Raw genomic sequence first — 11,069 nt, 5'->3', positions numbered from 1 at the left:
CGATGCGGGTCGGGTCGTAGCCCTCGAGCGACCTGGCTCGTGTCCAGGTAGACGTCGCCGTTGCCGTGCCCGTCGGTCTGCGTGTACGAGCCCCCGCTGTGCACCTCGTGGAGAACGATCGTCGCCTTGCCGTCGTCCTTGACGAGCTGTACGTCGCTGACCGCGGCGTTCCAGTTCGCCGCGCCCTGGTCGATCTGCGCGACGTAGTCCGGCGCGCCGGCCGAGCTGTAGTAGACGGTGGTCGCCGCGGCGGCGGACGCGGCGGGCGCGGTCGCCAGGCCTAGGCCGAGCGGCGCGGCGGCGCCCACGGCCAGTGCGGCGATCCGCCGGAACCCTCGTGCGTGCATCGTGTCCTCCGTACCTCGTCGAGAAAGCAAGCAACCCGTTATCTGCTCGATGACGTTAGAAGTTCACCATCGCCGCGACCACGTCCGAAAGTAGGACGCTCCCCCGCGAGAGGGAGGCCCGTCCCGCCCCGGCTGGATCCGCGCGCGCCGCCGCGCTGGTGTGCTCGTCGGCATGCAAACGCTGCTGCTCGGCCTGCTGGCCTACGTCGTCGTGCTGTGGCCGCTCGTCGCCGCGGCCCGGAAGGTGCTCGGGGTGCGCGTCGGTCTCGTCCGGGCGCTCGGCGCCGCGGTCGCGGGCTGGCTCGTCGCGGGCACCGTCGTCCGGCTCTTCCCGATCGCCGTGCTGAGCAACGCCGGGGTCGCGATCGGACTGCTGATCCCGCTGGCGGGCAGCGCGCTCGCGGTGACCCTGCTGGTCCTTTTCGTCGCCGAACTCGCGATTCCGTCCGGCGGGCCCGGACTGTTCGCCCGGATGCGGTCGCTGCGGTCGCGCGCCGCCCGCACCCGGCGCTACTCGCGGATCATGCGCATCGCGATCCGGCACGGCCTCGGCTCGTTCCTCACCGGCCGCCGCACCGCGGGACCCGACGGCTCCGCGAAACTCGCACGGTCACTGCGGTTGGCGCTCGAAGAAGCGGGCGTGACGTTCGTGAAGCTCGGCCAACTGCTCTCGACCCGCGCGGATCTCCTTCCGCCGGTGTACATCCGCGAACTCAGCAAGCTGCACGACCAGGTCCCGCCCGCGCCTGAGGACGAGGTGCGCGCGTTGCTGCGCGAGGAAATCGACCTCGCCGCCTTCGCGCACCTCGACGACGAACCCCTTGCCGCGGCGTCGATCGCGCAGGTTTACGGCGCCCGGCTGCGATCCGGCGCCGAGGTCGTCGTGAAGGTGCAGCGGCCCGGGATTCGCGAGCAGGTGGAACGCGACATCGACATCGTCCGCCGCCTCGCCGCCGTCCTGTACGAACGCGCCGACTGGGCGCGCTCGCTCGGCGTGCGGGAACTGGCCGACGGATTCGCCGAATCCCTTGAGGACGAACTGGATTTTCGCACCGAAGCCGCGAACATCGAGGCGATCGCCGCGCATCCGACCCCCGGCGTCACGCTGCCGACTGTCCACAAAGCACTGTCCACCGAGCGCGTACTGGTGATGCGAAGGCTGGACGGCAAACCGCTGTCTTCCGGTTCCGCGTGCTCGCGCGAAGGACTCGCCCGCACCTTCCTGCGCGGCCTGCTCGACCAGGTGCTGCTGGGCGGGGTGTTCCACGCGGATCCGCATCCGGGCAACGTTCTGCTGCTCGAAGACGGCACTCTCGGCCTGCTCGACTTCGGTTCCGTCGGTCGCCTCGACGCCCGCCTGCGCGCCGGTCTGCAAGCCCTGCTGCCCGCCGTCGACCGCGGCGACCCGGCCGGCGTCCGCGACGGTCTGCTGGAAATCGTCGACCGCCCCGAAGATCTCGACGAACAACGCCTCGAACGCGCCATCGGAGCCCTGCTGGCCCGGCACTTCGGCCCGGGCCGGACGCCCGGACTCGACCTGTTCACCGGCCTGTTCCGCGTCATCGCCGACTTCCGCCTGGCCGTGCCGCCGCCGATCGCCGCGGTGTTCCGGGCGCTGGCGACCATGGAAGGCACGCTCGCGACACTGGCTCCCGACTTCGACCTGGTCGCCGAATCCCGCGCGTTCGCCACCGAACGCATGGGCCTGCGCCCGGAAACGCTGCACCGCACCGTCACCGACGAATTCACCGCGCTGCTGCCGGTGCTGCGCCGCCTGCCCCGCCGCGTCGACCGCATCGGCGCGGCACTGGAGGAAGGCAGGCTGTCGGTGAACATGCGGCTGTTCTCCGACGAACGCGACCGCGACCTGGTGACCGGCCTCGTGCACGAGGTGCTGCTGGCCCTGGTCGGCATCGCGACCGGGCTGATGGCGGTGCTGCTGCTGGCCAGTTCGAGCGGTCCGCAGCTGGTGCCCGGACTGACGCTGAACCACGTCTTCGGCTACAACCTGCTGATGATCAGCGCCCTGGCCGGGCTGCGACTGCTCTTCGTCGTCTTCCGCCGCTCAGGACGGCGATCACGAGCGGACCGCCGAACCCGATGATCACCGCTGCGGCTCCGACCCCGGCGCCGGCGCACGTGGCGACCGCCGGAATCTGCTTGCCCCAGAACAGATTCCCCACCGCCGACCCGACACCGTTTCGGCTACAACCTGCTGATGATCAGCGCCCTGGCCGGGCTGCGACTGCTCTTCGTCGTCTTCCGCCGCTCAGGACGGCGATCACGAGCGGACCGCCGAACCCGATGAGCACCGCTGCGACTCCGACCCCGGCGCCGGCGCACGTGGCGACCGCCGGAATCTGCTTGCCCCAGAACAGATTCCCCACCGCCGACCCGACACCGTTTCGGCTACAACCTGCTGATGATCAGCGCCCTGGCCGGGTTGCGGCTGCTCTTCGTCGTCTTCCGCCGCTCAGGACGGCGATCACGAGCGGACCGCCGAACCCGATGAGCACCGCTGCGACTCCGACCCCGGCGTCGACGAACGTGGCGACCGCCGGAATCTGCTTGCCCCAGAACAGATTCCCCGACGCCGACCCGACGCCGTACCCAAGAACAGCGGCACCACGGGTCCAAGTCGTCGCTACGAGACCGGACGCCACCCCGCTCCAGCACTGGCCCGACGCCGTTTCCGGCTCCGGCGCGCCCCCGTCACCACCGCGCCCAAGAACCCGAGCAGAAACGCCCCGGCCCCCGCCCAGACGAGCACCCGCCCCAGGAACGGTCCCTCATCCGCCTCCGGCGCACCCGGCAATCCGGCGGCGGTGAACGCCGTCGTCGGCGGCAGCGTGCGCACCCACCACCGGCTCGGCCCGGTGGCGGCCACGATGCCGTACACGTCGGACACCGGGATCGAGCCGTCCAGTCCGCTGGCCTCCACGTTGCGGGAGTCCCAGCCGAGGTCGCGCCGGTCGCCGGCCACGAAGACCGCGTCCTTCGGGACGAGCGCGCGGAACACCGGTCCGTCGCCGCTCGCGTAGGGCTCGTCGACGGATTTGCCGTTCACCACGAGCCGGCGCTTCTCGTCGCAGCAGCGCACGTCGTCGCCGCCCACGCCGAGCACCCGGCCCAGCAGGACGAACGCCCGGTCGCCCTGGTGCGCGGGCATGCGCGCCAGCACGACGTCGCCGCGGTGGTAGACCTGCCCGTCCCGCTTGCCGAAGACAATCGTCGTCCCGGCGGGCACGGCGGGAGCCATCACGCCGGCAAGCACCCTCGTCGAGTGGTAGCTGAGCACCGTCACCAGCCCGTACCCGCATCCGGCCACCCCGGCGAGTGCGACCACCACGAACAACGCCAGCACCGCCGAGAACCGGCGACGCGCGCGGACAACCGGCGGCGGCGCCGGGAAACCGTCGATCACCTCGCGAGGATCGGCGGAACCCGCGGATCCGTTACGCGGCCCGGGATCGTCCGGGCGGATTGTGCCGCTCTGTCCATAATGGACCCGTGCGACCACGCGCTGCCGTATAGGTCGTTATACGGATTTCACTCCCGAAGAATCGAATTGAGCGGCCGTCCGACGTCGCCGTACGCGGTCATCGGGCCGGGGCTCACCGTGAACGCGATCGTCCCCGCCAGCGCCACCACGACGGTCAGCCCGCCCAGCAGCGAGCCCGTGCGGGCCAGGTCGCCGCCGTGCCGTTTCGCTCCCCCCAGCCGTCCGAGCACCACCGCCAGGACTCCGGCCAGCAGCGCCACGAACCACAGCGCGCCGAGCACCAGGATGAACACCTCGGCCACGAGCGGATAAACCCCGCTCAGGAGCAGCCGCGGCCGCACCAGCAGCCAGGCCAGCCAGGTCAGCACCGCGAGCGAGAAACTCACCGCGGCCACGGACACCGCTCCCACGGCCAGGCCGCGGCTCGGTCTTTCTTCTGTTTCGGAGACGGCTTCGGGCACGGATTCGGTCATTGCTCAGTGATAGCACCCAGCCCCGACAGAATCCGGCGTTCCGCCCGCATTCGCCCGAACGCGCCGACCCCGGATACGGCGAAGGCCGCCCCCGGAAAACCAGGAGCGGCCTTCGCCGACAGCAAACCTCAGACCGTGAAACCGAGCGCCCGCAACTGCTCGCGGCCGTCGTCGGTGATCTTCTCCGGGCCCCACGGCGGCATCCAGACCCAGTTGATCCGGAAGTCGTTCACCAGGCCGCCGGACGTCAGCGCCGCCGACGTCTGGTCCTCGATCACGTCGGTGAGCGGGCAGGCCGCGGACGTGAGGGTCATGTCCAGCGTCGCGGTGTTGTCCGCTTCCACCCGGATGTCGTAGACCAAGCCGAGGTCCACGACGTTGATGCCGAGTTCCGGGTCTACGACGTCGCGCATCGCTTCCTCGACGTCCTCGATCTTGGCGATGTCGGCGGGGACGGCGGCGGCCTGCTCGGGCAGGTCCGCGGCGGTGCGCCCCTCGCGCGGGTCAGTGACCGTCTCTTCGCTCATGCCTTCTCAGCTCCCGTGGTGGTACTGGACACCGCGTCCTTGAACGCCATCCAGCCGAGCAGGGCGCACTTCACGCGCGCCGGGTACTTCGCGACGCCGGCGAACGCGACGCCGTCCTCCAGGACGTCCTCGTCCGGTTCGACCTTGCCCTTGCCCTGCATCAGTTCCACGAAGGCGTCCATGGTCGCGAACGCCTCGTCGACCGTGTGCCCGACGACCAGGTCGGTCAGCACCGACGCGGACGCCTGGCTGATCGAGCAGCCCTGCCCGTCGTACGACACGTCCTCGACTTTGCCGTCGCTGACCTTCACCCGCAAGGTGATCTCGTCGCCGCAGGTCGGGTTGACCTGGAACGACTCCGCGTCGAACGGATCGCGCAGGCCGCGGCCGTGCGGGTTCTTGTAGTGGTCCAGGATGATCTCCTGGTACATGCTCTCCAGGTTCACTGGTCCACCCCGAAGAACTTCTGCGCCTCGCGGATCCCGGCGACCAGCGCGTCCACTTCGGACAGCGTGTTGTACAGGTAGAAGCTCGCCCGCACGGTCGCCGGCACCGAACAGGCCCGGTGCAGCGGCCACGCGCAGTGGTGCCCCACCCGCACGGCGATGCCGAGGCTGTCGAGCACCTGGCCGGCGTCGTGCGGGTGCACGCCGTCGATCACGAACGCGACGGTCGCCCCGCGGTCCTTCAGGTCGGTCGGCCCGACGATGCGCACGCCCGGGATCTCGCTGATGCCCGCGATCGCGGCCGCCGCCAGCTCGTGCTCGTGCGCCGCGACGCGGTCCATCCCGATGGCGGACAGGTAGTCCACCGCCGCGCCGAGGCCGATCGCCTGCGACGTCATCGGCACCCCGGCCTCGAACCGCTGCGGCGGCGCGGCGAACGTGGTGCGCTCCATCGTGACCAGCTCGATCATCGAGCCGCCGGTCAGGAACGGCGGCATCGCTTCGAGCAGTTCGGTCCGGCCGTACAGCACGCCGATCCCGGACGGGGCCAGCATCTTGTGCCCGGAAAACACCGCGAAGTCGACGCCGAGCGCGTGGAAGTCCACCGGGAAGTGCGGCACCGACTGGCAGGCGTCGAGGACGGTGAGCGCACCGACCTCCTTCGCCTTGGCGACCAGCTTGTCCACCGGGTTGACCGTGCCGAGCACGTTGGACTGGTGCGCGAACGCGACCACCTTCGTGCGCGGCGTCAGCACACTGTCCATATCGGACAGATCAAGCCGGCCGTCGGGGGTGACCTTGAACCACTTCAGCGTCGCCCCGGTGCGCTCGCACAACTGCTGCCACGGCACCAGGTTCGCGTGGTGCTCCATTTCGGTGATGACGATTTCGTCGCCCTCGCCGATCCGGAACCGCTCGGCTTCCGGCCCGGCGGTGGCGGCGTTGCTCATCGCGTACGCCACGAGGTTGATGCCCTCGGTGGCGTTCTTGGTGAACACCAGCTCCTCCGGGTCCGCGCCGACGAATTCCGCGGTCTTGGCGCGCGCGGATTCGTAGGCGTCGGTGGCCTCTTCGGACAGCTGGTGCGCGCCGCGGTGCACGGCCGAGTTCGACGTGAACACGTACCGCCGTTCCGCGTCGAGCACCTGCACCGGCCGTTGCGAGGTCGCTCCGGAGTCCAGGTACACCAAGGGTTTCCCGTCGCGCACGGTGCGCGTCAGGATCGGGAAGTCGGCACGCAGTGCCGCCACGTCAAGGGGAACAGAGTTGGTCGGGCTGTTCGAAGCCGTGGTGGTCATCGAGCCAACTCCTCTCTCGTGGTGTCGTCGGGAACGGGGCGCGGGGAACGTCAGGCCTTGGCCGGCTCGGGGGAGCCGACGTACTTGACGTAGCCGTTCTCCTCCAGCTCGTCGGCCAGTTCGCGGCCGCCGGACTCGACGATGCGGCCGTCGGCGAAGACGTGCACGAAGTCCGGGGTGATGTGCCGCAGGATGCGGGTGTAGTGCGTGATCAGCATGACGCCGACCTCGTTGCCCGCCTTGTACTCGTTGACGCCCTCGGACACGACGCGCAGCGCGTCGACGTCGAGGCCGGAGTCGGTCTCGTCGAGAATGGCGAACTTCGGCTTGAGCAGCGCCAGCTGCAGGATCTCGTGGCGCTTCTTCTCGCCGCCGGAGAAGCCCTCGTTCACCGAGCGCTCGGCGAACTCCTGGGAGATGCCGAGCTTGCCCATCTCCTCCTTGACCTCCTTGACCCAGTGGCGCAGCTTGGGAGCCTCGCCCCGGACCGCGGTGGCCGCGGTGCGCAGGAAGTTCGACATCGAGACGCCGGGCACCTCGACCGGGTACTGCATGGCGAGGAAGAGGCCGGCGCGGGCGCGCTCGTCGACGCTCATCTCGAGCACGTTCTCGCCGTCCAGCAGCACCTCGCCGGAGGTCACCGTGTACTTCGGGTGGCCGGCGATCGCGTAGGACAGGGTGGACTTGCCGGAGCCGTTCGGGCCCATGATCGCGTGCGTCTCGCCGGACCGGATGGTCAGGTTGACGCCCTTGAGGATCTCCTTGGCACCGTCTTCGGTGGTCACCGAAGCGTGCAGGTCCTTGATTTCCAGGGTAGCCATTCTGCTTTTCCTAAAGAGTCTGAAGTGGACGGACGACGGGCTCAGGCGCCCACGGCTTCGAGCTCGGCCTCGATCGCGGCCTCGAGGCGCTCGCGCACCTCGGGCACGCCGATGCGGGCCAGGATCTCGTGGAAGAACCCGCGCACGACCAGCCGCCGCGCGGCCTCCTCGCCGATCCCGCGCGACTGGAGGTAGAACAACTGCTCGTCGTCGAACCTTCCCGTGGCGCTCGCGTGGCCCGCCCCCTCGATCTCGCCGGTCTCGATCTCGAGGTTCGGCACCGAGTCGGCGCGCGCGCCGGGGGTGAGCACGAGGTTGCGGTTCAGCTCGTAGGTGTCGGTGGCCTCGGCGGCCGCCCGGATCAGCACGTCGCCGATCCACACCGTGTGCGCGTCGTCGCCCTGCAGGGCGCCCTTGTACATCACGTTGGACTTGCAGTTCGGCACCGCGTGGTCCACGAACAGCCGGTGTTCCTGGTGCTGGCCGGCGTCGGCGAAGTACAGGCCGAGCATCTCGACGTCGCCGCCGCGGTCGGCGAAGGTCGCCGTGGGCGACACGCGCACCAAGTCGCCGCCGAGGGTGACGACGGTGTGCTTGAGCGTCGCGTCGCGGCCCAGCCGCAAGTGCTGCTCGGACACGTGCACCGCGTCGTCGGCCCAGTCCTGGACGCTGACGACGGTGATCCTGGCCGAGTCGCCGATGACGAACTCGACGTTGTCCGCGTAGGTGCCGGAGCCGACGTGGTCGAGCACGATCACCGCGTTGGCGAACGCCTCGGCGCGCACCTGCAGGTGGCCGTAGGCGACCTTGCCCTCGCCGGGACCGTGGATGCGCAGCACCGACGGCTTCGACGCCTCGGTCTCCTTCGGCACGGTGACGATCGTGGCCTTGGCGAAGGACGAGTACGCCTGCGCCGCGATGCGGTCGCTCGGCACGCCCGCCTCGCCGAGGCGCGCGTCGTCGCGGCCGACGGTCTCGATCTTCAGCTCCGGCGCGGCCTCGGTCTCCAGCGTGATCTCGCCGGAGGCGACGGCGGAACCGTCGTGCAGGCCGCGCAGGCGCTTCATCGGAGTGAAGCGCCAGTTTTCCTCACGCCCGCCGGGGACCTCGAAGGCCGCGACGTCGTAAGAGGTGAACCGCTCCGCGCGGGAGGCCGCCGGAATGACAGCGCCCTCCCGCAACGACTCGGCGACGTTGTTCTCGGTAACCGACATGACTAGCCGACGGACCCTTCCATCTGAAGCTCGATCAGGCGGTTCAGCTCGAGCGCGTACTCCATCGGCAGCTCGCGCGCGATGGGCTCGACGAACCCGCGCACGATCATCGCCATCGCCTCGGCCTCGTCGAGGCCGCGCGACATCAGGTAGAACAGCTGCTCTTCGCTGACCTTGGACACGGTGGCCTCGTGGCCCATGGACACCTCGTCGTTGCGGATGTCCACGTACGGGTACGTGTCCGACCGCGAGATCGTGTCCACCAGCAGGGCGTCGCAGACCACGCTGGAGCGCGAGTGGTGCGCCCGCTTGGCGACCTTGACCAGGCCGCGGTAGGAGGTCCGGCCGCCGCCGCGCGCGACCGACTTCGACACGATGGTCGAGGACGTGTGCGGCGCGAGGTGCTCCATCTTGGCCCCGGCGTCCTGGTGCTGGCCCTCGCCCGCGAACGCGACCGAGAGGACCTCGCCCTTGGCGTGCTCGCCCATGAGGAAGACCGACGGGTACTTCATGGTCACCTTGGAGCCGATGTTGCCGTCGACCCACTCCATGGTCGCGCCCTCTTCGCACTTGGCGCGCTTGGTGACCAGGTTGTAGACGTTGTTCGACCAGTTCTGGATCGTCGTGTAGCGGCAGCGGGCGCCCTTCTTCACGATGATCTCGACGACCGCGGAGTGCAGCGAGTCCGACTGGTAGATCGGCGCGGTGCAGCCCTCGACGTAGTGGACGTAGGCGTCCTCGTCGACGATGATCAGCGTCCGCTCGAACTGGCCCATGTTCTCGGTGTTGATCCGGAAGTAGGCCTGCAGCGGGATGTCGACGTGCACGCCCTTCGGCACGTAGATGAACGAGCCGCCGGACCACACCGCCGTGTTCAGCGCGGAGAACTTGTTGTCGCCGGCCGGGATCACGGAGCCGAAGTACTCCTGGAAGATCTCCGGGTGCTCCTTGAGCGCGGTGTCGGTGTCCAGGAACAGGACGCCCTGCTCCTCCAGGTCCTCGCGGATCTGGTGGTAGACGACCTCGGACTCGTACTGCGCGGCGACGCCGGCCACGAGGCGCTGCTTCTCCGCCTCGGGGATGCCCAGCTTGTCGTAGGTGTTCTTGATGTCCTCGGGCAGGTCTTCCCAGCTGGCCGCCTGCTTCTCGGTGGACCGCACGAAGTACTTGATGTTGTCGAAGTCGATCCCCGAGAGGTCGGCGCCCCAGTTCGGCATCGGCTTGAGGTCGAACAGCTTGAGCGCCTTCAAACGGGCGTCGCGCATCCACTCGGGCTCGGACTTCTTCGCGGAGATGTCGCGGACGACATCCTCGTTCAGGCCGCGGCGCGCGCTGGCGCCCGCCTCGTCGGAGTCCGCCCAGCCGAAGGCGTATTTGCCAAGGGACGCGATGGTCTCTTCCTGGCTCAACGGCTCGGTGGTGGGAGTGCGCTGCTCGGCAGCGGCAGTCATGCGGGTTTCCCTCCATTCGGGATCCGTGGTGCGTGCCCTTCCGGCGGCGCGGCCGCGGTTCCGGGCGTCGTGCGGTCCGGCTCGGGATGGGCCGGGATACCCGCCGGTCCGGCGGGTACGTGTGTGGTGCACGCGTTGTCTCCGCGCGCGATGGTCGCCAGCCGCTGGACGTGGGTGCCCAGCAGCTTCGCGAACGCTTCCGTCTCGGCCTCGCACAGCTGCGGGAATTCCGCGGCGACGTGCGCGACCGGGCAGTGGTGCTGGCACAGCTGAGCGCCGACGTGCGCGGCCGGGGTTTCCGCGCCGATCTGGCGGGTCGAGGCAGCGTAGCCCTCCCTGCTCAGCGCGGCCGCGAGGGCCTCGGCGCGCTCGACCGGATCAGCCGATCCGGTGATCGCCTGCCGGTGCGGCCCGACGAGCCCTTCGACCCGGCGCTCGGCGAACGCGCGCACCGCGTCCGGCCCGGCGTGCTCGGCGAGGAAGCGGATGGCCGAGACCGCGAGGTCGTCGTAGGCGTGCCCGAACCGGGCGCGGCCCGCTTCGGTGAGCAGGAACAGCTTGGCCGGGCGGCCGCGTCCGCGCGGGCCCTTGCGCGGGGCGTCGCGGGTCTCGGCCTCGCCGTCGGCCTGCAGCGCGTCGAGGTGCCGCCGGATCGCCGTCGGGCTGATCCCGAGCTGCTCGGCGACCACCGCGGCGGTCATCGGGCCCTGCTCCAGCAGCAGCCGGGCGACCTCGTGCCGGGTGCGGCCCTCGGCCACGTTCGCGGCGCTGACCTGCACGGGAACGCCGACGGCCGCGGCGCGCGGCTGGTCGCCGCGCCCCTCGCCGGTGGTCCCGTTCTTTTTCACAACACAAGTGTGTCTTATTTCCGGCCACCGGGCAAAGGCGGGGTGTCGCCCAGTGACCCGACTCACGCCCGGACGCGCCTCGCCGCGGCGGCACCCGGCCCCAGGTCCGTGAAGGGCTCCTTGAGGGAATCAGATCCCTCAA

The 11,069-nt window shown here is 69.9% G+C and carries 11 protein-coding genes; 1 reads left to right on the top strand and 10 read right to left on the bottom strand.

All coding sequences use genetic code 11. The features are described 5' to 3' along the window. Positions 1–347, bottom strand: a 347-nt coding sequence (locus tag SSMG_RS11675) for a snapalysin family zinc-dependent metalloprotease (RefSeq protein ID WP_158688007.1), incomplete at its 3' end; no start/stop codon positions are given. 172 nt (positions 348–519) lie between these two features. Between SSMG_RS11675 and SSMG_RS11670 the strand changes: the two genes are divergently transcribed. Continuing rightward, positions 520–2,451 (top strand): AarF/ABC1/UbiB kinase family protein, encoded by a 1,932-nt coding sequence (locus SSMG_RS11670; RefSeq protein ID WP_037716967.1) that lies wholly within the window; start codon positions 520–522, stop codon positions 2,449–2,451. Positions 2,452–2,991: 540 nt separating this feature from the next. Here SSMG_RS11670 and lepB read toward each other — a convergent pair. The 9 genes from lepB to SSMG_RS11625 all read right to left on the bottom strand — a co-directional run bounded on the left by lepB (position 2,992) and on the right by SSMG_RS11625 (position 10,927). Beyond that, positions 2,992–3,771 carry a signal peptidase I gene (gene lepB / locus SSMG_RS46795; RefSeq protein WP_050788150.1) on the bottom strand — a complete coding sequence of 260 codons (780 nt, stop codon included), beginning with the start codon at positions 3,769–3,771 and terminating at the stop codon, positions 2,992–2,994. Between the two features lie 125 nt (positions 3,772–3,896). Then, positions 3,897–4,322, bottom strand: coding sequence for a hypothetical protein (locus tag SSMG_RS11660; RefSeq protein WP_009075918.1), 426 nt, complete (start codon positions 4,320–4,322; stop codon positions 3,897–3,899). Between the two features lie 128 nt (positions 4,323–4,450). After that, positions 4,451–4,849, bottom strand: a complete 399-nt coding sequence (locus tag SSMG_RS11655) for a metal-sulfur cluster assembly factor (protein WP_009075917.1) — start codon at positions 4,847–4,849, stop codon at positions 4,451–4,453. Then, positions 4,846–5,295 (bottom strand): Fe-S cluster assembly sulfur transfer protein SufU, encoded by a 450-nt coding sequence (gene sufU, locus SSMG_RS11650; RefSeq protein WP_009075916.1) that lies wholly within the window; start codon positions 5,293–5,295, stop codon positions 4,846–4,848. Before sufU ends, SSMG_RS11655 begins: the two co-directional genes overlap by 4 nt. Then, positions 5,292–6,593 carry a cysteine desulfurase gene (locus SSMG_RS11645; RefSeq protein WP_037713382.1) on the bottom strand — a complete coding sequence of 434 codons (1,302 nt, stop codon included), beginning with the start codon at positions 6,591–6,593 and terminating at the stop codon, positions 5,292–5,294. Before SSMG_RS11645 ends, sufU begins: the two co-directional genes overlap by 4 nt. A gap of 50 nt (positions 6,594–6,643) precedes the next feature. Beyond that, positions 6,644–7,414, bottom strand: a complete 771-nt coding sequence (gene sufC, locus SSMG_RS11640) for a Fe-S cluster assembly ATPase SufC (protein WP_009075914.1) — start codon at positions 7,412–7,414, stop codon at positions 6,644–6,646. A 41-nt stretch (positions 7,415–7,455) separates the two neighbouring features. Further along, positions 7,456–8,628, bottom strand: a complete 1,173-nt coding sequence (sufD, locus tag SSMG_RS11635; RefSeq protein ID WP_009075913.1) for a Fe-S cluster assembly protein SufD — start codon at positions 8,626–8,628, stop codon at positions 7,456–7,458. A gap of 2 nt (positions 8,629–8,630) precedes the next feature. Next, positions 8,631–10,079, bottom strand: coding sequence for a Fe-S cluster assembly protein SufB (sufB, locus tag SSMG_RS11630; protein ID WP_009075912.1), 1,449 nt, complete (start codon positions 10,077–10,079; stop codon positions 8,631–8,633). After that, complete coding sequence (locus SSMG_RS11625) at positions 10,076–10,927, bottom strand: metalloregulator ArsR/SmtB family transcription factor (protein ID WP_037713380.1); 852 nt, start codon at positions 10,925–10,927, stop codon at positions 10,076–10,078. The genes sufB and SSMG_RS11625 overlap by 4 nt, the downstream gene beginning before the upstream one ends. Positions 10,928–11,069: the final 142 nt, after the last annotated feature.

This window comes from Streptomyces sp. AA4, assembly GCF_000158875.1.
In the GTDB taxonomy this organism is placed as follows: Bacteria; Actinomycetota; Actinomycetes; order Mycobacteriales; family Pseudonocardiaceae; genus Amycolatopsis.
Note: the sequence above shows the minus strand (reverse complement) of the source record. Positions and strands in the feature narration are given on the sequence as shown.

Excerpts from the sequence above, each read along its gene's own strand:
- SSMG_RS11670 (WP_037716967.1), top strand. The coding sequence starts at position 520 with ATGCAAACGCTGCTGCTCGGCCTGCTGGCCTACGTCGTCGTGCTGTGG.
- SSMG_RS11660 (WP_009075918.1), bottom strand. The coding sequence starts at position 4,322 with ATGACCGAATCCGTGCCCGAAGCCGTCTCCGAAACAGAAGAAAGACCG.
- SSMG_RS11655 (WP_009075917.1), bottom strand. The coding sequence starts at position 4,849 with ATGAGCGAAGAGACGGTCACTGACCCGCGCGAGGGGCGCACCGCCGCG.
- SSMG_RS11645 (WP_037713382.1), bottom strand. The coding sequence starts at position 6,593 with ATGACCACCACGGCTTCGAACAGCCCGACCAACTCTGTTCCCCTTGAC.
- sufC (WP_009075914.1), bottom strand. The coding sequence starts at position 7,414 with ATGGCTACCCTGGAAATCAAGGACCTGCACGCTTCGGTGACCACCGAA.
- sufD (WP_009075913.1), bottom strand. The coding sequence starts at position 8,628 with ATGTCGGTTACCGAGAACAACGTCGCCGAGTCGTTGCGGGAGGGCGCT.
- sufB (WP_009075912.1), bottom strand. The coding sequence starts at position 10,079 with ATGACTGCCGCTGCCGAGCAGCGCACTCCCACCACCGAGCCGTTGAGC.